Source organism: Lysinibacillus capsici, assembly GCF_003367505.1.
Lineage (GTDB): Bacteria > Bacillota > Bacilli > Bacillales_A > Planococcaceae > Lysinibacillus > Lysinibacillus capsici.
Window position 1 is genome coordinate 125927 of the sequence record NZ_PXXX01000013.1, and the last position, 24561, is coordinate 150487.

General features: G+C 38.1%; 23 protein-coding genes and 1 riboswitch. Of the genes, 7 read left to right on the plus strand and 16 right to left on the minus strand.

Annotation, left to right across the window (positions count from 1 at the left end; genetic code table 11):
* From C7B89_RS12230 to C7B89_RS12260, 8 genes are all read right to left on the minus strand, one after another.
* Window positions 1-981, minus strand: a complete 981-nt coding sequence (locus tag C7B89_RS12230) for a S66 family peptidase (RefSeq protein WP_115673815.1) — start codon at window positions 979-981, stop codon at window positions 1-3.
* Window positions 978-1493: a GNAT family N-acetyltransferase gene (locus tag C7B89_RS12235; RefSeq protein ID WP_115673816.1), complete on the minus strand. Its 516-nt coding sequence runs from the start codon at window positions 1491-1493 to the stop codon at window positions 978-980. Before C7B89_RS12235 ends, C7B89_RS12230 begins: the two co-directional genes overlap by 4 nt.
* Window positions 1465-1611 carry a hypothetical protein gene (locus C7B89_RS22925; protein WP_155483381.1) on the minus strand — a complete coding sequence of 49 codons (147 nt, stop codon included), beginning with the start codon at window positions 1609-1611 and terminating at the stop codon, window positions 1465-1467. Before C7B89_RS22925 ends, C7B89_RS12235 begins: the two co-directional genes overlap by 29 nt.
* Before the next feature lie 17 nt (window positions 1612-1628).
* Entirely contained in the window at window positions 1629-2732 is a 1104-nt protein-coding gene (locus C7B89_RS12240; RefSeq protein ID WP_115673817.1) for a GNAT family N-acetyltransferase, read from the minus strand.
* Between the two features lie 133 nt (window positions 2733-2865).
* Window positions 2866-3345, minus strand: coding sequence for a hypothetical protein (locus C7B89_RS12245; RefSeq protein ID WP_115673818.1), 480 nt, complete (start codon window positions 3343-3345; stop codon window positions 2866-2868).
* Between the two features lie 6 nt (window positions 3346-3351).
* On the minus strand, window positions 3352-4014 hold the full coding sequence (locus tag C7B89_RS12250; protein WP_004224679.1) for a potassium channel family protein: 663 nt from the start codon (window positions 4012-4014) through the stop codon (window positions 3352-3354).
* Window positions 4015-4155: 141 nt separating this feature from the next.
* Window positions 4156-4611 (minus strand): TlpA family protein disulfide reductase, encoded by a 456-nt coding sequence (locus C7B89_RS12255; protein WP_004224678.1) that lies wholly within the window; start codon window positions 4609-4611, stop codon window positions 4156-4158.
* Between the two features lie 149 nt (window positions 4612-4760).
* Window positions 4761-5303, minus strand: coding sequence for a peroxiredoxin (locus C7B89_RS12260; RefSeq protein ID WP_004224676.1), 543 nt, complete (start codon window positions 5301-5303; stop codon window positions 4761-4763).
* Window positions 5304-5709: 406 nt separating this feature from the next.
* On the opposite strand from C7B89_RS12260, the gene C7B89_RS12265 reads away from it, so the two are divergent.
* The 7 genes from C7B89_RS12265 to thiW all read left to right on the plus strand — a co-directional run bounded on the left by C7B89_RS12265 (window position 5710) and on the right by thiW (window position 12496).
* A complete protein-coding gene (locus C7B89_RS12265) occupies window positions 5710-6252 on the plus strand; it encodes a helix-turn-helix domain-containing protein (RefSeq protein WP_004224674.1) in 543 nt (180 codons plus the stop codon).
* Between the two features lie 17 nt (window positions 6253-6269).
* Entirely contained in the window at window positions 6270-7376 is a 1107-nt protein-coding gene (locus C7B89_RS12270; protein WP_048391964.1) for an ABC transporter ATP-binding protein, read from the plus strand.
* Window positions 7366-8175 carry an ABC transporter permease gene (locus C7B89_RS12275; RefSeq protein ID WP_048391965.1) on the plus strand — a complete coding sequence of 270 codons (810 nt, stop codon included), beginning with the start codon at window positions 7366-7368 and terminating at the stop codon, window positions 8173-8175. The genes C7B89_RS12270 and C7B89_RS12275 overlap by 11 nt, the downstream gene beginning before the upstream one ends.
* Entirely contained in the window at window positions 8172-8969 is a 798-nt protein-coding gene (locus C7B89_RS12280; protein WP_048391966.1) for an ABC transporter permease, read from the plus strand. Before C7B89_RS12275 ends, C7B89_RS12280 begins: the two co-directional genes overlap by 4 nt.
* A complete protein-coding gene (locus C7B89_RS12285; RefSeq protein ID WP_054549818.1) occupies window positions 8966-10039 on the plus strand; it encodes an ABC transporter substrate-binding protein in 1074 nt (357 codons plus the stop codon). The genes C7B89_RS12280 and C7B89_RS12285 overlap by 4 nt, the downstream gene beginning before the upstream one ends.
* 491 nt (window positions 10040-10530) lie before the next feature.
* The gene (locus tag C7B89_RS12290) at window positions 10531-11727 is read left to right on the plus strand and encodes an MFS transporter (protein WP_048391968.1); all 1197 of its coding nucleotides are present in this window, start codon (window positions 10531-10533) and stop codon (window positions 11725-11727) included.
* A 66-nt stretch (window positions 11728-11793) separates the two neighbouring features.
* Window positions 11794-11901: riboswitch (TPP riboswitch) on the plus strand.
* Between the two features lie 94 nt (window positions 11902-11995).
* Complete coding sequence (gene thiW / locus C7B89_RS12295; RefSeq protein ID WP_054549817.1) at window positions 11996-12496, plus strand: energy coupling factor transporter S component ThiW; 501 nt, start codon at window positions 11996-11998, stop codon at window positions 12494-12496.
* A 155-nt stretch (window positions 12497-12651) separates the two neighbouring features.
* On the opposite strand, the gene C7B89_RS12300 is transcribed toward thiW, so the two are convergent.
* Genes C7B89_RS12300 through C7B89_RS12335 form a run of 8 tightly spaced genes read right to left on the minus strand, consistent with a single transcriptional unit; the run spans window position 12652 to window position 24503 of the window.
* Window positions 12652-15249, minus strand: coding sequence for a VWA domain-containing protein (locus C7B89_RS12300; protein WP_115673819.1), 2598 nt, complete (start codon window positions 15247-15249; stop codon window positions 12652-12654).
* Window positions 15233-16978: a vWA domain-containing protein gene (locus tag C7B89_RS12305; protein WP_112117436.1), complete on the minus strand. Its 1746-nt coding sequence runs from the start codon at window positions 16976-16978 to the stop codon at window positions 15233-15235. The genes C7B89_RS12300 and C7B89_RS12305 overlap by 17 nt, the downstream gene beginning before the upstream one ends.
* An 11-nt stretch (window positions 16979-16989) precedes the next feature.
* Window positions 16990-17865, minus strand: a complete 876-nt coding sequence (locus tag C7B89_RS12310) for a DUF58 domain-containing protein (protein ID WP_066037221.1) — start codon at window positions 17863-17865, stop codon at window positions 16990-16992.
* On the minus strand, window positions 17862-18857 hold the full coding sequence (locus C7B89_RS12315; RefSeq protein WP_048391973.1) for an AAA family ATPase: 996 nt from the start codon (window positions 18855-18857) through the stop codon (window positions 17862-17864). Before C7B89_RS12315 ends, C7B89_RS12310 begins: the two co-directional genes overlap by 4 nt.
* A gap of 11 nt (window positions 18858-18868) precedes the next feature.
* A complete protein-coding gene (locus tag C7B89_RS12320; RefSeq protein ID WP_115673820.1) occupies window positions 18869-20320 on the minus strand; it encodes a hypothetical protein in 1452 nt (483 codons plus the stop codon).
* Window positions 20321-20332: 12 nt separating this feature from the next.
* Window positions 20333-21178 (minus strand): ABC transporter permease, encoded by an 846-nt coding sequence (locus C7B89_RS12325; RefSeq protein WP_066037223.1) that lies wholly within the window; start codon window positions 21176-21178, stop codon window positions 20333-20335.
* On the minus strand, window positions 21175-22110 hold the full coding sequence (locus tag C7B89_RS12330; RefSeq protein WP_004224654.1) for an ABC transporter ATP-binding protein: 936 nt from the start codon (window positions 22108-22110) through the stop codon (window positions 21175-21177). Before C7B89_RS12330 ends, C7B89_RS12325 begins: the two co-directional genes overlap by 4 nt.
* Window positions 22110-24503, minus strand: coding sequence for a DUF7408 domain-containing protein (locus tag C7B89_RS12335; protein ID WP_112117432.1), 2394 nt, complete (start codon window positions 24501-24503; stop codon window positions 22110-22112). The genes C7B89_RS12330 and C7B89_RS12335 overlap by 1 nt, the downstream gene beginning before the upstream one ends.
* Window positions 24504-24561 lie beyond the last annotated feature (58 nt).

Below are 24561 nucleotides of genomic sequence, written 5' to 3' on the forward strand. Positions count from 1 at the left end.
TTACAACCATCTTTCCAAACAGTATATCTTCTTAGCTGTGGCATCTATCCTTACTCGTTTGCCTATCGCAATTGGATGCATAGGATGTGTATGACAAATATCCACCTCTGCTAATATAGGAATCTTTATTCCATCCAACTGTTCAAGTAGAATATGATATGGCTGTCGACCCGTTCCTAAATCATCGTAGCATTCATGTTTCCCCAAAATAATCCCACTAACTTTGTTAAAGACACCATGCAATTTTAGCATTGCAAAATTCTTTTCAACAACAGCAGCATTTTTTAAGCAGTCCTCCACTAATAAAATATCACCTTCCACAATTTTAGGGAAATACGGCGTACCAATAAATCCATACATGGCATTGGCATTCCCGCCAATTAACCTTCCTTCAGCAACCCCACCCTGAATCGCTAACCATTCATTCTTCTTGAGTTTTTTATCAACTGTCTTCTCTAGCCAATTAACAGGTTCATCCGACCAATAAGAAGGCATTGGAATTTCGTATGGTAATGCTTGAGGCTTAAAGAAATAATGCTCAAAAAATTTGAAGGTATCATTTACTAATGGTTCAAACTCACCAAAGGAAGGTACGAGGGCTGGACCATAAAAAGTTGAGATTCCCGTCTTTGCATAAAGTGCCAGTAGAACGGCCGTTGCATCTGAATAACCTACGACCATTTTGGGATGTTTACGAAAAGCCTCATAATCAATATAAGGTAGCATACTATTGGCATTGGTGCCCCCTATCGTAGACATAATCATATCCACATTTGGATTACGTAATAACTCATTCAATTCTTCTGCTCTTTCTTTTGGCGAACCTGAACGATAATAATCAGTTTTACCAGTTAGAGAACCTGTCACGATTTGAAAATTTTTATTCTCGAGAAATGCTTTAGCACGTTCATATCGTTCCAAAGCCGTCACCGTTGCTGGGGAGGACGGGGAATAAATGCCGATGTTTATTTTTGAAGTCATACGGTAGTTCCTTTCCCAATCAATAGTTTTGACATGTAGTATTCATTAATATATTGTCCATCTACATACAGCGAAGCCCGCTTCGTTCCTTCAATATCAAAGCCCATTTTCTTATACAAAGCAACACCAGCCTCATTATTTTCCATGACGGTTAATTCTAGACGATGTACACCATTCACTATTGCCCAATTTTCTACGTGTTGAAATAAAGCTGTTCCAATTTTTCTTCCTCTATAGTCACTATGTATGCCTATGACAAGATAAGCACGGTGAGCAATTCTTGACGGCTCATTGCCTTGTACAATTAAGTACGCCACAACCTGCTCATCCATTTCAGCTATGAACAAAGCTGAGTGGTGACTATGATATAGCTTGTCTATATACTCCCCAAATGGCTTAGGTGCTAAATTGCGCTCACCTGGTCCAAATAACATATAATTTGATGCCTCTGCATTTGCCATAACAGCTATAATTCGTTCACTGTCATGTCGGGTTGCTTCTCTTATGATCATGTTGAACACGTTCTCCTTCTAAAATATAGTCACCTGAATCCTCAATTCTTTTGTATTTATATGGACCTTGCCACCAAAGTATCTCATCACCCAGTGTTAATTTTGCTGGAATTCTCATACTTTTCTTCGTCCCTTCTAGTAGGTTTGAATTTTAGCTACTAGCTTTTCATTCCTAAAATGGAGTGTCTCAGTATCTATGAGTGTGTATGCTTGTAATGTGGGATGATTTTCTATCCAGCGATCAAATGCCCTCCTTCTCTCTTGATCATTATAATGTGGACAATAGGTACCTGATAATAGTCCTAAGCCATTCCATTCCTCAAAATCATCATATGTATTTTCACTATAGCATTTTTCAAACCAACACATTGCCCCAGCACTGATGCCAGCTAATATAATCCCTTTTTGATAAGCTTCCTTTAACAATTTATCAAAACCATATTCTCGCCACTTTTGAAGAAGATAACCTGTATTCCCTCCACCCACATAGATAATATGCTGCGCTAGTACTTTTTCTCGAATGCTTCTATCATGCATATCTTTTTGCAAGATATGGGTTGCATCACAATGATGGAATGCTGCATAAAACTTCTCGATATACCCTTGTGCATCATTACTTGCTGTGGGAATAAAACAAATTTTAACTCGTTCATTTTTCTGAGTTTGTCGTAAAATGTACTCATCGATAAATGAAGGGTTCTGTTGAGAAAACCCACCACCTGATAGGGCAATGATTTGTCTTATCGGTTCATTATTTTTACTTAATTCATAGACAGCTTGTTCCTGCCCAAATCTTTCTAACATCTGTACATTCTTCATTCCTAATTTTTCGAGCAAGCGACATGATGCCTTGTTCGCAGTTTGTGTTTCTGCCACAATAGATTCTATATTCAGATAATTCAAACCATCCTGAATTACCTGCGTTAGCACTTCAAAAGCTAACCCCCTCCCCCAAAATTGAGGTAAAAATTGATAGGAAAGCTCATATAACTCCTTATCATGGTATTCATCGATCGAGACAAGACCTATAAATTCACCTGTCTCCTTTAAAGTAATATATAAATATGTATTAGGGAATGGCGCTTCTAGCATGCCTTTAAAAGATGCTTCTATATAGCTGTTTGATGGAACACCACCGAGATAAGTTCGAACTTGTTTATTAGAGTAGAGTTTTTGTATATCTGTAAAATGCTTTGGTTGTAATTGTTCGATTACACAATTAGTTGACATGATTTTCATTACATCTAGCCCCCTTCTTTATGTCAAAGTTTAATCTAACTCTCTCGATGAAATCAAATATTTTTTCCAATTTTTTCTTAAAAATAGAATAAAAAAGTAGTGACCAGCATGAATTGCTGTATCACTACCTGCATTATTGCCCGTATTGTTCAAGTAATCGTTGCGTGTTGGTCGATTGTTCGAGTACCTTTTTCTCTTTTGCCCAATAAACCAAATATTGTGCATCATCCACACGAAAAACCATTTGCTGTAACTCTTCATCAAGTTCAGAACTAATAGCCACTTTTAATATTTCTACCTCATAAAGAGGCTTATCCTTCATTTTATAAACGATATGATATACAGGCTTTTCTTCAAAAATAGTTCTTTCCTTTTTGGAAAGCTTCCTTACATGACTTAAAGGATATTTCTCAATAAAGTCTTGTGCTTCATCGCCTGTAGCACGAAATAATGATTGATCTCCTTGGAATAATTCAATGTCGTCAATTTCTGTGGCATGATCTAGAACAAGAGAAATTGCTTCATCTTCACTTTTTTCTCTGTTTTGCATAATAAAAGCACCGACTAATAAAATACCAGCGAATATAACAAGTCTCCATCTGCGTTTCGTCATTTGCTCTTACCCATTCAAGGCCTTTTTAACAAAGCGATTTATATCAACATCAGCGCCTATAACAAGCATAATATCTCCTAATAAAATCTTGTCACTCGCCTGTGGAGATACGATAATATCAGCCCCACGCTTAATTCCTACAATATTGATGCCATATTTAGCGCGAATATCTAAATCCATAATGGAATAGCCAGCAATCGCATCATTAGCCTTTAATTCCATAATGGAGTGTTCATCTGATAGCTCTAAATAATCTAGAACAGTATTCGACAACATATTATTAGCAATACGAATACCCATATCTCGCTCAGGATGGACGACAAAATCTGCGCCAATTTTACGTAAAACCTTTTCATGGTAATCGTTTTGAGCTTTTACTGTAATTTGCTCAACACCAATTTCCTTTAAAATGATTGTTGTTAATATACTTGCTTGAATATCTTCCCCAATTGCTACAATCACGTGCTCAAAATTACGAATACCTAATGAATTCAACACCGATTCATCGGTTGAATCTGCAATAACAGCTTGTGTAGCAATGGAAGCAAACTCATCTACACGCTCTGAAGAATGATCAATTGCCATTACCTGTGCGCCCTGACTCATTAATTCACGAACAATACTGCCTCCAAAACGTCCAAGCCCTATGACTGCAAACTCTTTTTTCATCATAAAAATCCCTCCGAAAACTACTATACCACCATTGTAGCCTATTCTCTGCGATATGTATTGTCAAAACAAGAGCCAATTCGTCAATGGTGGACAACAAAAAAGACGAGGACCTTAATCCCCGTCTTCAACATATCATTATTATTCTGCGTTACGCATCTCATCTAGCACGCGGTTTACACGCTTTTCTAGCATTTTCATACCACTACCACCAGCTTGCATATGACGCAGCTGACCATCTTTATCGAACACAAAATATGCTGGAACATATTGGTTTTCAAAAGCATCTGTTAGCTTCATTTCACTATCTACAAAGATTGGTTGCACAATATCATGCTCTGCTGCTACTGCTTTAATTGTGTCTAAATCAGTATCTGCCTCAGAACGTGGCATATGTACTGCTACAACGTTTAATTCATCTTTATATTGATCGCGGAAATTGTTCACATCTGGCATTGCTTCTTTACATAAATGACAGCTTACTGACCAGAAGTGGATTAATGTTGGTTTTTTGCCTACTAATTCTGCTTTAGTTACTTCACCATTTAACCAAGTCGTTGCGCCAACTAATTCAGGCATTTGTTCACGAAGTTTCATAAAAATCCTCCTCTAAAAGATCGTTTGTCTTCAAATATTTAGATAACGGTATAAAAACTCTTTCCCAAAACAAAAATTCAGTTAAAAGTCCCCACAAGCTTGTCGTGGGGACTTTTAATTTTTCGCATAATGATTCGACTCTATTTAGATTATAGAGTTGCTTGGCCTGGACGCCAGTTAGCTGGGCAAAGACCACCAGTTTGTAGTGCTTGAAGTACACGTAGTGTTTCATCAACATCACGGCCGATGTTGTTATCAAACACTGTTTGGTATTTTAATTCGCCTTCTGGGTTGATGATGAATAAACCACGTAATGCGATACCTTCTTCTTCAATTAATACACCATATTCTTTAGATACTTGATGGTTTGTATCAGCAGCTAATGGGTATTTTAATTCACCAAGACCATTTTGCGTACGGTCTGTGTTAATCCATGCTAAGTGTGTGTGGATTGTGTCAGTAGAAACACCGATTACTTCTGCATCTAAGTCTTCGAACTCGTCATAACGATCGCTCATTGCAGTGATTTCAGTTGGACATACAAATGTAAAGTCCATTGGATAGAAGAAAAGAACTGTCCATTTATCTTGTGCTTTAATATCTTCTAATGATACTTTACCAAACGATTTGTCTGAAAGTACTGCTTCCATTGTAAAGTCAGGTGCTTGTTTACCTACCATGCGTTCTGCCATAATAAATCCCTCCGAATAAATATGTAGTTTATATATTCCATTCGCACTAGCGAACTCGTCTTCTACGATAGCAGAGTAACCGCAGTTTTTCAAACAAGTAAACTCCGCCCGTTTGGATGATTAAAATGGATTGACAAAAATTCGTCAAATCCATAACTGGAATTATTGCTATTGTTTATCTACAAGCTATTTTTGACAATAATATTCTACTCTATTCAAAATTTTTCTCACTTTCATTTATACCCTATTTTTTAACTTTTTACAGCTATTTTTTTCACGAAAAACGATTGCAAATTTTTTATTATTATGTATAATTGTAATGGTTTTAGTAAACTAAAAGTTTCGTTAAAGTAAACTTCATATTTCGAAAGTTTATCATTGCTAAACTTCTCTTAGGAGGGAAAAGATGCAAATAGGAGCAAAAATTAAAGCGCTTCGTTTAAAAAAAGGTCTTACCCAAGAGGAACTTGGAGAACGTACAGATTTAAGCAAAGGTTATATTTCCCAATTAGAACGTGATCTAAACTCACCTTCAATTGAAACATTATTTTCAATATTAGAAGTATTAGGGTCAAGACCCAAAGACTTTTTTGATGATGAATCACCTGAACAGAAGGTTGTTTATACAGAGGAAGATCAATCTACCTATACAGATGAAGAAAAAAAATATGAAATTCAATGGCTGATTCCTACTTCGAATGAAAAAGAGATGGAACCCATTTTCTTAACCTTTGCAGCAGATGGCGAGTTTAAACAGTTTGAGCCTTCGCTTTCTGAAACATTTATTTATGTTGTTAAAGGGCGTATTCGTCTCGTTTTAGGGAATGAACAGTATATCGCAAGTGAAGGTAACGCACTTTATTATGACGCGACAGACCATCATCAGATTTTTAATGCACATGATGATGAAACAAAAATTTTACTTGTCGCAACAGATTCTTATTTATAGCTTAAGGAGGCGCATCCATGACAACCAATTCAATTATCCGCTTTGAAAATGTTTCAAAGTCATATAGCGACGGTACCGTCGTTTTAAAAAATATCAATTTGGAGCTTGAAAAAGGGAAATTTTATACACTGCTTGGTCCATCAGGTTGTGGTAAAACAACCATTTTACGAATTATTGCAGGATTTACGGAACCTACAACAGGAAATATATTTTTCCATGATAAAAAGATTAATGCAGTTCCTGCCAATGAACGTCAAGTTAATACTGTTTTTCAGGATTATGCGCTGTTCCCTCATTTAAATGTGTTTGAAAATGTCGCATTTGGCCTACGTATTAAAAAGCTTCCTGAAAAGGACATAAAAGAGCGTGTAGCTGAAGCCTTAAAGTTTGTCAATTTGGCAGGCTATGGTAACCGCGAAATATCTGAAATGTCTGGTGGACAACGACAACGAGTCGCGATTGCACGTGCCATTGTCAATGACCCTGAAGTAATTTTACTGGATGAGCCACTTTCAGCTTTAGACTTAAAGCTACGTACAGAAATGCAATATGAGCTACGTGAATTACAGCAACGTCTTGGTAAAACATTTGTCTTTGTTACACATGATCAAGAAGAAGCACTTGCCATGAGTGATGAAATTTTTGTCTTAAGTGAAGGACAAATTCAGCAGTCAGGTACACCAGTGGATATTTATGATGAACCGATTAACCGCTTTGTTGCTGACTTTATTGGTGAATCCAATATTGTACCCGGCGTGATGATTGAGGATTTCAAGGTTGAATTTGCTGGCAAAGTTTTTGAATGTGTCGACCAAGGGATGAAGCCAAATGAAAAAATAGACATTGTCATTCGACCAGAAGATTTAGAAATGACAACGATTGATAAAGGCAAACTTGTGGTAAAAGTGGATACACAATTATTCCGAGGGGTACATTATGAATTATCCACATACGATAAAGATGGTAATGAGTGGCTAGTCCATTCATTGAAGAAAGCAGAAGTAGGGACTGAGATTGGCTTAGACTTTGATCCTGAGGCGATTCACGTAATGCGCTTAAACGAAACAGAGGAAGAGTTTGATAAACGATTAGAATCGTATGGAGACGATGAAGATGCAAACTAAAACATCAAAATCAGCGTTATTTCCATATGTGTTATGGATTGCCTTTTTCGTTATCGCGCCAATTGCACTCGTTGTCTATTATTCCCTGCTTGATTTACATGGCAACTTTACGCTCGATAACTATAAAGCGTTCTTTTCTTCTGTTTACTTAAAGATGACTTTGAGCTCGTTTTGGTATGCATTTTTAATTACATTCTTTACACTATTAATTTCATACCCAACTGCTTATTTTTTAACGAAGACAAAGCATAAACAACTTTGGCTTCTACTTATTATTATTCCTTCATGGATTAATCTTTTGTTAAAAACATATGCCTTTATCGGCATCTTTGGGTTATACGGGCCTATTAATGCATTTATCGAAGTATTTGGCTTCGATCCAAAGCAAATGCTCTTTACCGATATTAGCTTTGTCTTTGTGTCGGTCTATATTTTTATTCCATTTATGATTTTACCGATCTTCAATTCTTTAGATCGTTTAAACCCAACGCTCATTTATGCAGCACGGGATTTGGGTGCTTCGGCTTTTACAACCTTCCGTCGTGTTGTTTTACCATTGACAATGGATGGCGTTAAATCTGGTATTCAAGTTGTCTTTATCCCTGCCCTATCCCTGTTCATGATTACTCGCTTAATTGCAGGGAACCGTGTCATTACTCTAGGCACAGCGATTGAACAGCAATTCCTTGTGACGCAAAACTGGGGTATGGGCTCCACTATTGCTGTATTCTTAATTTTATTCATGGTTATTATCATGCTAATTACGGGACAAAAGGATAAAGGAGGTCGCGTACGATGAACAAACTATCTGCTTCAGCCAAAGTCTATTTAACAATTGTTTTTATCGTTCTCTATGCTCCAATTTTCTATTTAATCTTTTACTCGTTTAATAGTGGCGGCTCCATGAATAATTTTGAATCCTTTACTTTGGAGCATTATCAAGCTGTTTTTGAAGATTCGCGTCTTCTTGTTATATTAATAAATACGGTCATCGTGGCATTACTTTCTGCTCTCATTTCTACTATTATTGGTACGCTAGGAGCAATTGGAATTGTGACGGTTAAGGATTCTAAAATGCGTAATACTTTATTATCCTTAAACAATGTCTTAATCGTCAGCCCAGACGTAATTATCGGGGCTAGCTTCTTAATTTTATTTACAATGGTAGGCATTAAACTGGGCTTTGCATCTGTTTTATTAGCCCATGTTGCATTTAGTGTACCGATTGTTGTATTAATGGTTTTACCAAAACTACTAGAAATGAATAACTCATTAATCGATGCAGCATTAGATTTAGGGGCAACGAAAAAGGACGTTATGATGCGTGTCATTCTTCCTTATATTCAGCCAGGTATTTTTGCAGGCTTCTTCCTTGCCCTTACGTATTCATTAGATGATTTTGCTGTGACATTCTTTGTAACAGGTAATGGCTTTAGTACTTTATCCGTAGAAATTTATTCAATGGCCCGCGCAGGAATTTCTCTAACGGTGAATGCAATTTCTGGATTAGTATTCTTTGTTACGGTTTTAGTTGTTGTTGGTTATTATTTCATGACAAGTCGTACGAGTAAAAGAATGGAGGGGCATCGATGAAGTCACTAATTCAAGCTACCATCGCCATCCTTGTCGTTTCAGCCCTTTTATTCTATGCGGCTGATGCCTTAAGTGCGGGAGGCGGTAAAAGTGGAAAAGACACGTTAACCATCTTTAACTGGGGAGAATATATTGATCCTGATTTGTTAAAAGAATTTGAAAAAGAAACAGGCATTCATGTCATCTATGAAACATTCGATTCCAATGAAGCTATGATGACAAAGATTCAGCAAGGCGGAACAGCTTATGATATTGCTGTCCCTTCTGAATATATGATTGAGAAGATGAAGGAAGAAAAATTATTAATTCCTTTAGATAAAACGAAAATCCCTAATTTAAAAAATATTGATCCTTACTTTTTAGATTTACCATTCGATGCTAACAATAAATATTCTGTCCCTTATTTTTGGGGAACAGTAGGTATTGTCTACAATCCGAGCCTTGTTGGAGACTTAGACTTCTCCTCTTGGGACGATTTATGGGACCCTTCTTTAAAGCGAAAAGTCTTTTTAGTAGATGGTGCGCGTGAAGTCATTGGGATGGGCTTAAACAGTCTTGGCTATTCTCTGAATTCACTAGATGATCAGGAACTTCGTGAAGCTACTGACAAATTAATTACACTTGCACCAAATGTTAAAGCGATCATTGGAGATGAAATCACACCGTTAATGATCAATAATGAGGCAACTGTTGCCCTTACATGGTCTGGCCAAGCAGCTGATATGATGTATGAAAATGAAGAGTTAGACTTTGCTGTACCTGAGGAAGGCTCAAACTTATGGTTTGATAATATGGTCATCCCAAAAACATCAAAAAATATTGATGGTGCCCACGCCTTTATTAACTTCATGCTAAGTGCTGAATCAGGTGCTCAAAATGCTGATTTTGTAGGCTATTCTACTCCTAATATTGCCGCTATGGACTTAATGGACGAAGAAGTTGTTTCTGACGAACGCTACTATCCTTCTGAAGAACAACGCGATACATTAGAGGTCTACAAAAATTTAGGACCTGATTATTTAGGGAAATACAACGAATTATTTTTAGAATTTAAAATGAGTATCAGATAATTAAACTAGCGAATTGGTTTTCACACCAATTCGCTAGTTTTTTACTCTGCTTATCTAACTGTTTATTAAACTAAGAACATTTTCAATCGACTATTTGCATTATTATATTTATAAAATATTTTATCTAAATTTTAATAGATTCTCACATTAGTGTATTTTTGATAGTCCATAACTTCTAACGCTCAACATCGCTACAATTTATAGCCATGCTTTATACCATTACAGACAGACTCTCCAAATTTTTAATTCTCCCTTTATAAGAGAAGTCCCTCAATTGTTGTTGCTTTACTAATTTATCCTCCCATAGCTTCTTTTCCCTCAACTTTTATGACTAAAATGTATTATTTCATCATGCATAGGTGCGTGGATAAAAACTTTTGTGGAAAACCATTCTAAATATAGAACCAGTACTATAATCTTAACTATTAGCCAAGCAATAATTCTTTATGATAGACTGTACTATATTTGATTACAAAAAGGGGGTTCATTCGATGACCCAGCAGAAGTCCAATAAGGCGGCTTTGTATATTTTAATGTTTAATATGTTTATCGCAATGGGGAGTATTGGCATTATTATTCCTGTCATGCCAGAGTATTTAAAAATATTTGGTGCAGCAGGACAAGTTCTAGGTATGCTAATCGCAACGTTCGCCTTAGCTCAATTCGTATTTTCTCCTATTGCTGGGAATCTTTCAGATCAGTACGGACGAAAAAATTTAATTATTTTCGGTCTTATCGTAACAGGTCTTGCACAAATCGGATTTGGCCTTGCTACAGATGTATGGATGCTCTTTTTAGCACGATTTTTAGGTGGTCTAGGTTCCGCATTTGTTGCACCTCCTATTATGGCTTTTGTCGCTGACGTCACAACCTATGAAGAACGTGGGAAAGGTATGGGGATGTTGGGTGCCGCTATGTCTCTTGGCTTTATGATTGGACCTGGTATTGGTGGCTTTTTAGCAAAGGTAAGCTTACATTTCCCATTTTTCACAGCTGGAGCTGCAGCCATTGTAGCATCTATTTTATCTTACTTTTTATTACCTTCTACCAAACCAAACACTGCTCAACAGAAACAAAAGCAAGACAATCTGGCGAAGCAAATGGCTCGTTCCATACATATGCCTTATTTTGTTATGCTCATAATTATGCTGGTGTTCTCGTTTGGAATTGCAAATTTCCAAACGACATTGTCATTATTTGTGACAGAAAAGTTTAATTACACACCTGTAGATATAGCGATTATATTAGTTGTTGGTGGTGCTTTTGGAGTAGTAGTACAAATGTTTATTATTACACCACTGTTCAATCGTTATGGTGAAATGAAAGTAGTACTAGTAAATTTATTTATTGCATCCGTTGCTATTTTCTTAATATTATTTGTTTCTGGCTTTGCCCTTATTTTAGTTGTAGCAACAATTTTCTCTACAGCAACGACATTAATTCGTCCAGCTGTTAATACACTCATCTCAAAGCTTGCAGAGAAAGAGCAGGGATTTGCTGCGGGCTTGAATAATGCCTATATGAGCCTCGGAAATATGATTGGACCCGCTTTGGCAGGTTTATTATTTGACTGGAATATGAATAGCCCATATATTTTCGGTTCTATCATATTATTAGCCTGTTTCTTCCTTGCGCTCATCTGGACAGTGAAAAAAGCACCTCATTTAATGCATCCCGATACAAAATAGTCTGAAAAATCATTGACTATTTTTAGCAGTATGTTACATTATTGTTGATTCACAAAATTGAATGATTTTAACCACTAGGGGAGTCTTTAAAAGGCTGAGACGTATATGGTAATATACGGACCCTTTGAACCTGATCTAGTTCACACTAGCGGAGGGAAGTGGCGCTACTTGCTGTTGTCACTATATACACGCAAGGCCGCTTCCTATTGTTTAAAGGGGGTGGCCTTTTTATTTTTCCTCACGAACTTTACCAAAAGGAGTGAACTTTATGTCAATTCGTAAATTAACAGTCATGGCTTTATTAGTAGCCGTTGCTGTTGCAGGCTCTACTTTCGTATCCATCCCAACAGGAATCGCACGTGCTTACCCAGTTCAGCATGCTATTAATGTGATAGGAGCCATTATACTTGGACCCGTACCAACAGTTATAGTTGCCTTTGTCACTGCCATCATTCGTATCCTTACTGGAACAGGCTCTCTACTAGCTATCCCTGGTAGTATCATCGGTGCGTTCTGTGCTGCCCTTGCCTATAAATATAGCAATAAAATGTGGTTAGCTGGTATCGGAGAAGTTATCGGAACGGGCATTCTGGCTTCACTTATTGCCGTCCCTTATGCAAAATTATTCATGGGAACATCTGTAGCAGCATTCTTCTTCCTACCAGCCTTTTTAACATCAAGTACGATCGGTGCTATTTTAGGTGTAATGGTTGCGAGTAGCTTGCGTAAAACAGAGCTAGTAAAGAGGTTTAATTCTTCTCTTTATTGAGAGAGATTGAATTATGAGCATTCATTGAGCTGGGGTAGTCCAATTTGGATCGCTTTTCTTCTCATTTACCCTCTTTACAAAGGGGATAACTCTTTATTTCATGCAATATAAAAAAGCAGTGCAAAACTATTCGAGTTTGCACTGCTTCCTCTATTTTAAGATCGTTTTTTCATGCCTTTTAACAACTGTGCTACATTTGTGTCTTCTGCTTCTATAGTTTTTTCCTCAACCAGCGGCTCTTTTTTCTTCGCATTCGTTAGGAAATTCCAACCAAAACGTCTTATGGTAATATCAATAAAGAAAAGAAGCATACTCGCTAAGAGTAGCCATGTGGCAATATTTTGCCGATCTGCTCCTTTTGTCGTAAAGTCACGGAAGACATCTTGTGGTTCCTTTAAAACAGTGCCTCCTGTTCGTTGAGTTAACTCTTCTATCAGTTGGTTATTTACAGGGAGTAGTTCGTATTCAGCACTATAAGGAACACTTAGCCCTGCCTGATAAATGGCCTGCTTTTCATCTGCTATACGGAAGAAAATTAATCCAGGTTCAGCTTGTACTACAGCTCGAACTTGAGATGCGGAAATGGTTTCAAGTTGTGTTTCTAGCTCCTCCCCTGCTTCATTTACCGCTACAATATCTAAAAATGCGGCTTCATTTGTAGGGTCTGTAATCATAAAGGAACCATCTGCTTCCAATCTTACATCATAGGCTACATCATTGTAGCTTGGTAGCATTTGAGAAATAAGTGTTTGCCAAAATGCTCCCCAATTCTGCCATCTTGCCCAATCTCCAGTCCATTTACCCGTTGAATCAGATGTAAAGGCAAATGTTTTACCAAGACCATATTGCCACTGCGCTAACACAGGATCTTCTTTCTCGCTTTCTGCTACAACAGTAGCCCCCTGTTTTGCCGTTGTCCCAATATATGCATTCATTTGTGGGACACCATTAGCAAACAGTGAGTTCCATCCTGCTGCATTATAAATTGCCGGATAGAATGGATTGTCCTCAATATAGGTGCGGGAAATCATAGCTGTTTCCCGAGATAAAATAGAAGGAATGGTTTGCTCATCTATCACATCATAGAAACGTCCACTGCCCATGTCACTAAGCGCTTCTAATAAGTTCGCATCGGCATCTTGTCCAATCGCTACTGTCGATAAGGTTATACCCTCTTCTTTCCCTTCACCAATTAAATCCTCATAGTTCCCTGCCTGTGACTGCCCATCTGTTAAGAGGATAATATGCTTACGTTGGAGCTTTAAATCAGCAAGGTTCTCGTAGGCTTTAGCTAATGAACTATAGATTTCTGTTCCCCCACCAGGTGTTACTGATAAAATAGTATCCACAGCCTCTTCTTTACTGTTAAGAGGCCCTGTCTCTATAATCTCCCAAGGACGATCATCAAAGGCGATGAATCCTAATGTATCCTCATCTCGCAACATCTCAACAGAACGTGCCGCTGCTTCCTTAGCAAGCTCAAGCTTCGAGCCTTGCATACTGCCAGAACGGTCAAGTACAATCACTAATCCTAAGGAAGGTAATTGCTCTTTGCCCTTAATTTCCATTTCCACTGGCAATAAGGTTTCAATCGGTGTTTTAAAATAGCCGCCTAGACCAAAACTATTTTCTCCACCCACCATTGTAAAACCAACTCCAAAGTTTTTGACTGCTTGCTCAATAACACTCATTTTTGCTTCACCCACTAAATGACCTGGTACATTGTCGAAAATGATAGCATTATATTGCAAATAGCTGGATAGTTCATTTGGTAAACTTTTAGGTGCTACAACATCATAAGCAATGGATTGACTACCAAGTGCTGCTGCGATGGGTGAAGCTGTTTCATAACCATTAACGATTAATAAATGTGGTTCACTTTGAACCATTGTGACACTAGTTAACTTATTGTTTTCAAAAATGGCATCCTGACCAACTTGAACAACGGCTTCATATTTTACAAGTCCTTCAGCTGTTGCTGCATGTTTATAGGTAAACACATTCGTGCCTTCTGTCAGCTCAACTGCCTCTCGATGAATAAGCTCATCATTTTCATATAATAACAGCTCACCTTGGCCTGCTGAGGTTGCCTGTATGTCTGTCACTAATTGTTGTTGCTCTCCAACATAAGCCACTTGAGGGGATACAAAGCTTTTTAGTGATACATCATTGACAACTGGTTGACTAAAAGGCTTAATATCCACACTAATATTAGAGCCTTTCAACTTCGTAGCAAATTCTAAAGCATCGCCCTTTGTCTCATTGCCATCTGTTAATAGCACAAGACGAGTTGCTTTTTTAGGATCTATAATCCCTGAAGCAAGCTGTAGACTTTGTTCTATATTTGTTTGATCGGTAGCTTTAATTTCAGTTAGTTTCGGTACTTCCTTTAATGTTTTAGATAAAATGGCTTCTGTTTGTAAAGTAGAGGAAAATGAATAAATGCCCGCAAGCTGCGGTTCTTTTTTTGATTGGAGGCTCTCCTGTATAAACTGAACCATCTCATCTTCCGTACCATTCATAGAAGCAGAACGGTCTACTAAATAAATAATTTGTTCTTCTTTGATTGGTAATAATAGATATGGACCTGCGAGTGCAAAAACTAAACAGCCTGCTGCCACTATGCGAATAGTAAGTACAACAATATGACTTCTTTTAAGTCGCTGTCGCTCATGAAAGTATGTCCATCCAAAATACAAGAATAATGGAAGGAGTAACAACAATACTAACGGCATATCAATTCGTAAATCCACGACGTCGTTGTACCTCCCACTCTGAAACAAGCAATAGTAAAATAATTACAATTAGCCAAGGCACGAAAGAGGTCATCGACACTTCTTCCTTTCCATTGTCTGAAATATCACCTAATGTAAAACTTGTTCCTTGTTCAATGACACGTTCTTGTGCTTGCAATTGCACAATCAATTGTTTTTCCTCATTATTTGAGCGTACCATATAAATGCCTGGCTGTTTGGGCGCAGTTAGCATCCCCTTCGTAACAGACGAAAGAAACTCGTCTTCTTGCGAATAAACATTCCAGTCTCCTTGCGCTAAAGCAACTGCACGTTGTTCATTGGGTGAAAAAATCCCAAGTGAACCAACTGATTCTGTTAGCTGCTGCTCTGTACTCCATAGAAATAGTGGGAATGATGGATGTAAAGGCCAATCTGTATCAGCAATATCGGCTAAAACAACGATATCTCCTTTTGGGGAGCGTTGGATGAACGGCTCTTCTCCAACAGAAGCAATCGTTTCATAGTCCGCAAAGCCAGGATAAACAGCACTAACATAAACATCCTTTAGTTCACTAAAGGCAAATAATGCATCACTTCTAGTACTTACCGTCCCATTCGCATCTACTTTTTCTGCATCATCACGACCAAATAATACGAGGGGATTGTCCATCTTTTCCAATAAGGCTGATTGGTTTGTGATTATGGTAGCATCTTGATTGTCAGCGACTTGCAAGGAAGGGACGATTTTTACGCCACTACTAACTGTTTGAAAACCTTTTTGTATCAGTTGATGCAAGCCTTGATCAACAATAATTTTTGACGTAGTCGTTTGTAGTAAAACTGTTTGTTGATTGTCTATGTCATAATCATCTTTTGCATCAATAATAGCTGTCATGGATTTTGCTAAAGGCAAATCTTTAAATGTTTTCGTAATGGCTTCATTTGGAGGCACAACGACACTTTCTGCTACCAGCTCCTCACCCTCTGCATTATTCAATGCGAGTGTTACCTTTTGCTCGGTATTTGTATCATTATGGAGTTGTACAAGTGCCAGCGTAGCTTGTCCATCTGTCGTAGCAGCAAAGCGGGTGATAGCGATATTTGTTAAGTCTTTTGTAGCACCTCTTACTAGCCATTTCACAGAATCCTTGTCCATCGGTAATTGCTTTTTATCAAGTGTATCTGTAAAAACATAGATAGAAGTTGGTGTATCGCCCACAAATGCCTGTGCTACATCCAGCGCCTTATTCATTTCAGCAGTTTCATAGGTTACTTGTAAATCTTGAATAGCTTTTTTTATTTCACTCGTGTTTGTTTCTTGCTGTAAAACAGCTTTTGGTGCAGCACCAGTTGTAATTAATGTGACAGGTCGACCATTCAATTCATTCATCAAGTTCAGCATTTCCTGTTTATGAGCGTCAAAGGTTGATTGCTCTTTACCTGCCAGCATTGTGGCTGAAGTATCTACAATAAATATGGTTTGTGCACCAACAATGGTTGATTTTTTTATATAAGGATTCATCAATGCCAAAACAAGTAGCAGTAAAGCAAGAAGCTGTAAATATAGTAGGGCATTTTTTTGTAAATGCTTTAAATAAGGCGATACTCGCGTTTCCTGCATAATCTCCGACCAAAAAAGCGTCGAAGAAACTGTTTGATCTGTATATTTTTTTCGAAAGAAATAATAAAGTAGGACAATGACCGGGATGATGGCCGTCCAGCTAAATATAATTTGACTAAAGCCCAATACGGCTCACCTCACCTAATCCAATGTGCTTTTAATAATTGCTGGAAAATCGCATGTTGCAATCCATCTTCCACTTTCAATTGTAATTTTCGAACACCAAAGCGACGGCAAATGGCTTCAAATTCTTCTTCATGTAGTATGCGTCTTGCATGGTAGGACTCTAATACTTTAGAGGACATCGTCACATTCACATCATTACCTGTTTCACGATCAAGGAGACGTACATCACCCGAATAATTTGGTGACAGTTCTTCTTGCGTTACAATTTGCAAAATGCGAACATCTCCAGCATAGCGTGGTAGCCTTTTTAATAGCTGTTCCCATTCCTCAATTGGCTCTAATCCATCTGTAACAATGAATAATACGGTACTATCTTTAGGTAAAGCTTTAAGTGCATCCTTGGCAAAACGATTAGAGTAATTAGCTTCCTCTATATCTGTTACTAGCTGTAAAAAAGCTCGGCGATACATGGTACCCTTCCGTCGAAATGGTGGCTTCACTTCATCTTGGACAAAAGAAAAAGATAGACGATCATCTCGACCTAATACCATTAGACCGAGGGAGGCCACAATTTGACGAGCAAATAACCACTTAGCATGTTGCCCCATCGATTTGGTAGCATCTAGTAGAATATGTACACGCATCTCTTGCTCATCTAAAAACCTTTTAATAAAGTATTTATCTGTACGAGCAAAGACGTTCCAATCCACTTGGCGTACATCATCTCCTAAATGGTATTCTCGAAAATCCGAGAAATCAAGGGATGCCCCGAAGCGTTGAGAACGGTGCGAGCCCTTATGTTGCCCGCGTAGTTTGGAGGCCGTCGCTACTTGAAAGCGACTGATTTTCGCTAACCAGTCTTCGGGCAATAAGTATTTTGCTGTCACTTGCTAATACCTTGCTGAACTTTTTCTAAAATAACATCAATCACATCGTCTGCTGTTTTTCCTGAAGCCTCCCCTTCATAATTCAACAGCATGCGATGACGTAAAACAGGCTTAGCAACAGATTTAATATCCGCTACAGAAACATGAAAACGACCATTCATTAAAGCTCTTGCCTTTGCCAATTTGATTAAGCTCTGCAAACCACGTGGACCACTGCCATACATTGCATATTGTTTAACCTCATCAAGCGCATCTGTTCTCTCAGGATGCGTAGCCACTACTAGATCAGTTGCATACTCTAGCATTTCATCAGCAACCATCACTTCCTTTACCATTTGCTGAGCTTGAATGAGAGCATCCGTATCCATCTGTTTCTGTAAACCAATTTCCTGGGCACCTGTCGTTCGCTTCATAATTTCCATAAGTTCGCTTTTTTCTGGATAGGGTACAAGAATTTTACAAAGGAAACGGTCCATCTGTGCTTCTGGTAATGGGTATGTTCCTTCCATTTCAATAGGGTTTTGAGTTGCCAGCACGAAAAATGGTCTCGCCATTTTTTTTGTATCCCCTAATATGGTTACCGTTTTTTCTCCCATTGCTTCCAACAAGGCACTTTGGGTTTTGGGTGTTGCGCGATTTATCTCATCAGCCAATACCATTTGACTAAAGATTGGCCCAGGTTGAAAGGTAAATTGCTGCTTCCCATCGGGTGTACGTTCAATCATGCTCGTACCTGTTATATCTGCTGGCATAAGATCTGGTGTAAATTGAATACGTGAAAACGACAGATCCAGTACCTCTGAAATGGTACGAATTAACATCGTTTTTCCTAAACCAGGTAAACCTTCTAACAATGCATGACCATCCGCTAATACTGCATACAGGGTATAATCAATTGCTTCTTCCTGTCCAACAATGAAGCGATGGATTTCTTCTTTAACTTGTTGTAATTTCGTACTCATATCTACATACTGTTGCTCTGTAAAGGCCATTTCTTTTCCTCCTACTGCGACTCAATTGACGTGAAATAAGATTGCACGACATTTTGTAAATCCTTCGGTAATTGTAAGCGCTCTGAACTCTCTAAATAGCTGTCTTTATAAGAGCCAATTACTTCTTCATAAGGTCGAATAGAACCTTTTGTTATCGGACCATTTCCTTGTTGCTCAGATACATGGGAACCATCTCCTAATGCGCCACCATCTACTGATGTCTCACTTGCCCCACCTATTCGATTCGGTGTCGTTAGCAAATTCCGACCGCCTTGGCCACTTCCTGCTCCTTGACCACCTTGGCCCTGTCCTTGACCTTGGCCCTGTCCTTGTCCTTGTCCCTGTCCTTGGCCCTGTCCTTGGCCTTGGCCTTGTCCCTGGCCTTGGCCCTGGCCTTGGCCTTGGCCTTGGCCCTGGCCTTGGCCTTGGCCCTGGCCTTGACCATTGCTCTGGCCACTACCATTTTGCTGTTGAGAACCACTTTGAGCATTATTTTGACTAGACTGGCTTTGTTGATTACTAGGTTGGGAATTACCAGATGACTGTTGACTGTTTTGAGTGTGGCTGCTGGCATTATTGGCACTCGCAATTGCATTTTGTAAGGAGTTACTTGCTGGTTTACCAAGTTTACTCATAGCAGTTTGTGTGGCATTTGCATTTTCTGTGAGCCCTTGCTGCATTTGGGCAAGCTCTTTTAGCTGCTCAACCTCTTCCTTCGATAATCCTTGGCCTTCTGTTGTGCCATCTTGACTAGCCGTTTGTTTATCCTTTAATTGCTGCTCCTTTAATGCTAGCTCCTTTTGCTTTTTGACAACTTCTCGTAAAGCTTCTTCTGCTGTTTCAGCCTCTTTTAAAGTATTTTGAAGTTCTTGCAATTGCTCCTTTACTTCTTTTGTTTCCGCCTTCTTCTCTAATTCAGCAACTTCCTTCTTCATATCTTCGATAACTGCTTGCTCCTTTTCAACCTCTATTGCTTCAATTTGCGTAGCTGCTGGGAACATATAAAGAATGGCTAGTACAACTGTTGTAATAAATAAACCGATAAACGCCTTTGGACGAAATAGATTTTTCTTTCGAGCCTTAAAGTCTGCGAAAGCTTTTTCAGCATTTTGGATAGCTTTCGATAATAATGATTGAACAAGAGGATCCTGATCATCTTTAAATGATAAAGCTGTCACTAATTCATTATGTGAGAAATAATGATCCAGTTTATGCAATGCCTCTTTCTCTTTGACCCGTTTCCACCAAATATAAGCAATGGTTGAAATAATAACGGTAATAAAGGCTCCTAACGCTATTTGGCGATAATATGGCCAGACAAATAGTCGGGAAATAAGTACGAGAGAAGCACTCGAAAGCAATGCCAAAAACAAACCGTATTGTGCAATGGGAATGCTCCTTTCAAGAGTTAATCTCGATTTTGCACGCTGAATATATTTTCGTAATTGCTTACGACGCTCCATACCAATTCCTCCTCATCGGTTACTTTTCATGTTGGCACGCAATTTTTTAATCGCAATCGTTAAACAAAGCACAATGATGAATACATAAGCAATTAAATAAGTAATCCATACAGGTAGTTCTACACCCGAAAGCTCTGCTAATGCATCCCCCATCTCTGGAGAAATAAGTGTCAGCATCAAGGCACCTGGATTAATAGATGCCCAGAAATAGGTCATAAAGGAGGCACCTGTTCCAATGGCATTGCCCATTTGATGAAAGGCCATTGTTAAAAAGAAGAAGAATGCTGTAATACCTCCTAAGAAAATGATTGAGCCGTATGTGGCAATCATGGCAACAATAGTCCTCTTAGTAATCGTAGAAAACATCACGCCTATACTACCTATTGCTACTACAGTGACTAAATAAAATAAAAATATAGAAATAAGCTGTGAAGGCGACACACCACCGAATAGAAACACTAGACTGTAAAGTGGTAATCCCGCTACCAGCATCAATACTAGAAATGCTACGGAGGATAGTAATTTTCCAATAACAATTTGTGTAGAACTTTGTGTCGTTGTTAATAAAATATTTAATGTTTGCTTTTCGCGCTCACTACTGATAGCACCAGCAGTCAAACTTGGTGTAATGAAAAGAACTAATGCCATTTGCAAGATGGTTAGCACAGCAAACATCATAAAGCTTGTCTCTGGTTTAAAGAAGCCTCTGCCAGTAAATTCAGTTGTAAGCAATAAAAACCCTGCAATGAAAATACACAGTACAGCTAAATAAAACATTAAACCTGAAAAGCTTTTAAAAGAACGGAAGCGTAACTTCAATTCTTTAACAAGTACTGGATTATAAAATCTTTCCATCATTGATTGTCCGCTCCCTTCGTAATCGCCATAAAGACATCCTCTAAATCCTTCTCTTCTTCACTTAATGCATAGATTGGTAAATCTGTAAGCATAGCTTTTTTTAGCAATGCCACCTGCTCAGCATCTGTTCCTCGATAGTTAAAGGCTATTTCTAAACGATTTTCAATGACATCAATTGATGAAATATGAGGATCTTCCTCTAAAAACGCTCGTACTGCATCCAATTGATCTGTCACTTTCAACACAATACGCTTTTCTCCTTGTAGCTGGGCCTGAATCGCGGCTACATTTCCATGTGCAATTAATTTACCATTATCAATAACACCGATTTCATCACACATCTCAGCAAGTTCAGGTAAAATATGCGACGAAATTAAAATTGTTTTTCCCATAGACTTTAAATTCCGTAAAATATCTCGCATTTCCACACGAGCACGCGGATCTAGTCCTGATGCAGGTTCATCTAGAATCAGTACCTTTGGATCATGGATGAGTGCACGAGCTAAACATAAGCGTTGCTTCATACCACGTGATAATAAATCAACATATTCATAGCGTTTACTTGTTAAATTCACTAGTTCTAATAGTTGTGGAATTAACACTTGACGCTCTGCTAATTGGATACCGTAGCTCGCTCCATAAAAATCTAAATATTCATCTACTTTTAACTGATCATAAACACCAAAGAAATCGGGCATATAACCAATTTGCTTTCGAACTTCTTTTGGTTCCTTCACAACACTTTTGCCATTTATCAGAGCATCTCCTGAAGTCGGTGACAATAGTGTAGCTAAAATAGAGAATGTCGTTGATTTCCCTGCTCCATTTGCGCCAACAAATCCAAATACAACGCCTTCTTCTAAAGATAAGTTTAAATGATCTAATGCTGTAAAGGAGCCGTATCGTTTCGTTAAATCACGAATTTCAATCATTATTTTGCCACTCCTTTCAGCTCTATGTCTGGTAACTTCGTTTGTTCTCCTGATGGATCGGGACCATATTTGATTTCAATTCGAAGCTCTCCATCTTGATTAAAGTATGTTGAAACCTTGTCTGTAAACACTTGCTTTGTATCGACTAAAGGCTCATATATATTCGTTTCATTATTCCAAATGGATAGCTGCATACGTGAAACATCCTTATTAGAAATTGTCAGCTCATTAAGTGATTCAACGGCATCCATGAATTGATCTGGCATGGTCATCGTTACTTCGTACAACCCTTCAGATAGGTACCATTTATTCAATTCTTCCTCGATCTTTTCATAATAGCCATTTGCTGATAGTGGCTCTACTGAATACGAGAAGTTATTACGCTTCATTGTAAATGGCCCTGTTAGCTCAACTTTTCCTTTAAATGGTTGAACAAGCATCGTAATCGGTGACATATTGGCACTTGTTTCTAATTCAACACCTACCACAGCTTGATCTGTCCAAGCTGTAAGTATTGGCTGGTTATCCTTTTCGACAAGCGGCAATGCTAAAGTTTTCATTCGTTCAATCCGCATTGGGTTTACCTCATCCTTTTTCGATGGGTAACTATAATTATAATTATTGAAAATAGATGGTTTTTGAAGAACCGTTGTTTTCAGTTCCTTATTTACCTGTAATGTTCCATTTGCTTCAATATCACCTAGTTTTACTTCTTTCACACCAGAGATTAATGTGACATCTTTTAATGCAAACGGGAAATTATTTTTAACTGTTCCTGTTAGTTTTTCATTTTTCAGTGTTATATCTATATCCATCTTCCCGATATTTTGTGCTGATGTTTTTCCACCAAAGGATTGCACAGACCAGTAGCTTAAATCACGTAATGTTAGTGTTGAACCGCTAGCATTTTCTTTTATATAAGAAGATTCATGTAATGGTCCCATCGTGCCTGTGAAGTTATTATAATTTCTTAATGCAACAGCAGTTGTATTTTGGTCAGCATTGACCACAAAGTCCCCACTGCGATTCGTTAGAATGGACTCTACATAATAGCCATTTACACTATTGTCTTCATTTACTTTATAGAATGCAGATTGTTGAACTTGTGGCTGAACAATACGATCCTTCGCTCCGACAATAAAGAGAACAATGGAAAGAACAACAGAGATGGACGGTATTATCCACCATGCATGCTCACGCTTGTCCGCTTTTTTCAAGACAAAATAAAGAATTGGCCCGATTATTAAAATATAAAGAATAATGACAATTAGCATATAGCTCACTGATACTTCGAATGATGGAAATAGTTCATTAATGTTACGAAGTTCATAAGATATTTGATCGAGAGGAGATTGTCCCTGTCTCATCATTCCTTGCTGTGAAATACTTTGAATATTTATCACTTTGGCTAAAAGTGCTCCGTAGCCGTCCATAGAAGCAAGTGGTTGATCACCTAAAGAGAAGGTTGTTTGAATCACTTCCCCGCTACCCACTTTTTTCTTTGCTGCTAACACTTCATTATTTTCTGTTAATACAGGTAAACTTCCTTCACTACTAGTAGCTGAGTATACTGAAATCGGCTGTGTAAAAATGCCGCCTCCTGACAATTTAGTTAAAGCTTCTGCAGAAATCGCAGTCATTTCTTGTGATAATGACAAAGGTAAATACTCTTTAAAAACCCCTGCTGTAGCATTAATTTGGTCAGCAGCACCTAGAAGTAAGGTACCACCATCCTGTACCCATTTTAGTAATGCTTCTTGTTGTTTCGGTGTTAAATCAGCAATAGCCACTTCATCTACAACAATGACATTGGCCATCGCAAGTCCCTGCGAATCTTCTGGAAGTGTATAATCTTTTAATTGATTGATATTAAATACTTCCACATTACTTTGAGCTACAAATGTTGATAAACGTAATAGTGCAGAAAGACGATCACTTTTATCTGTTAATGTATAAATGAATGTTGATGAGGGGTCTAAAAAATTTGATTGCAGACGTTTAGTTCCCTTATAGGCAATCTTTTTTCCTTTTTCAATGCTTCCCTCATAAAAAGCAAATAAATCGGTGTCCGAATAACTATAGTCAGCTAAACCATCAAGATAGAAAGTAAATGTCTTTTCCTCTCCTGCTGCTATATCAATTGGAACGACAAGTGCTGAAGCTGCCTCATAAGAATTTGATGAATTAATCGCCATATCTCCTGAGAAGTCAGCTCCATTATTTTTCACTGTAACTTGGAGTGGTACTACTGATTGATATTTCGCTTTACCAGAAACACCCGCTGTTGCTTTCACCTCTAGCGTAGCAGCAGCACTTGCCTGAGTTGTAGGCAAGATAAAGCTCATTACCAGCATGACTAGTAAGGTCAGTGCCGTCCATTTTGTCTTTTTCAAAAGCTCAACCCCTTTTTATGTAAATAGATGGTTACATAATTATACGATTTATATTGCA

Coding starts and splice junctions, on each gene's coding strand:
- C7B89_RS12230 (WP_115673815.1), bottom strand. CDS start 981: ATGACTTCAAAAATAAACATCGGCATTTATTCCCCGTCCTCCCCAGCA.
- C7B89_RS12235 (WP_115673816.1), bottom strand. CDS start 1,493: ATGATCATAAGAGAAGCAACCCGACATGACAGTGAACGAATTATAGCT.
- C7B89_RS22925 (WP_155483381.1), bottom strand. CDS start 1,611: ATGAGAATTCCAGCAAAATTAACACTGGGTGATGAGATACTTTGGTGG.
- C7B89_RS12240 (WP_115673817.1), bottom strand. CDS start 2,732: ATGAAAATCATGTCAACTAATTGTGTAATCGAACAATTACAACCAAAG.
- C7B89_RS12245 (WP_115673818.1), bottom strand. CDS start 3,345: ATGACGAAACGCAGATGGAGACTTGTTATATTCGCTGGTATTTTATTA.
- C7B89_RS12250 (WP_004224679.1), bottom strand. CDS start 4,014: ATGAAAAAAGAGTTTGCAGTCATAGGGCTTGGACGTTTTGGAGGCAGT.
- C7B89_RS12255 (WP_004224678.1), bottom strand. CDS start 4,611: ATGAAACTTCGTGAACAAATGCCTGAATTAGTTGGCGCAACGACTTGG.
- C7B89_RS12260 (WP_004224676.1), bottom strand. CDS start 5,303: ATGGCAGAACGCATGGTAGGTAAACAAGCACCTGACTTTACAATGGAA.
- C7B89_RS12265 (WP_004224674.1), top strand. CDS start 5,710: ATGCAAATAGGAGCAAAAATTAAAGCGCTTCGTTTAAAAAAAGGTCTT.
- C7B89_RS12270 (WP_048391964.1), top strand. CDS start 6,270: ATGACAACCAATTCAATTATCCGCTTTGAAAATGTTTCAAAGTCATAT.
- C7B89_RS12275 (WP_048391965.1), top strand. CDS start 7,366: ATGCAAACTAAAACATCAAAATCAGCGTTATTTCCATATGTGTTATGG.
- C7B89_RS12280 (WP_048391966.1), top strand. CDS start 8,172: ATGAACAAACTATCTGCTTCAGCCAAAGTCTATTTAACAATTGTTTTT.
- C7B89_RS12285 (WP_054549818.1), top strand. CDS start 8,966: ATGAAGTCACTAATTCAAGCTACCATCGCCATCCTTGTCGTTTCAGCC.
- C7B89_RS12290 (WP_048391968.1), top strand. CDS start 10,531: ATGACCCAGCAGAAGTCCAATAAGGCGGCTTTGTATATTTTAATGTTT.
- thiW (WP_054549817.1), top strand. CDS start 11,996: ATGTCAATTCGTAAATTAACAGTCATGGCTTTATTAGTAGCCGTTGCT.
- C7B89_RS12315 (WP_048391973.1), bottom strand. CDS start 18,857: ATGGCCTTTACAGAGCAACAGTATGTAGATATGAGTACGAAATTACAA.
- C7B89_RS12320 (WP_115673820.1), bottom strand. CDS start 20,320: ATGGAGCGTCGTAAGCAATTACGAAAATATATTCAGCGTGCAAAATCG.
- C7B89_RS12325 (WP_066037223.1), bottom strand. CDS start 21,178: ATGATGGAAAGATTTTATAATCCAGTACTTGTTAAAGAATTGAAGTTA.
- C7B89_RS12330 (WP_004224654.1), bottom strand. CDS start 22,110: ATGATTGAAATTCGTGATTTAACGAAACGATACGGCTCCTTTACAGCA.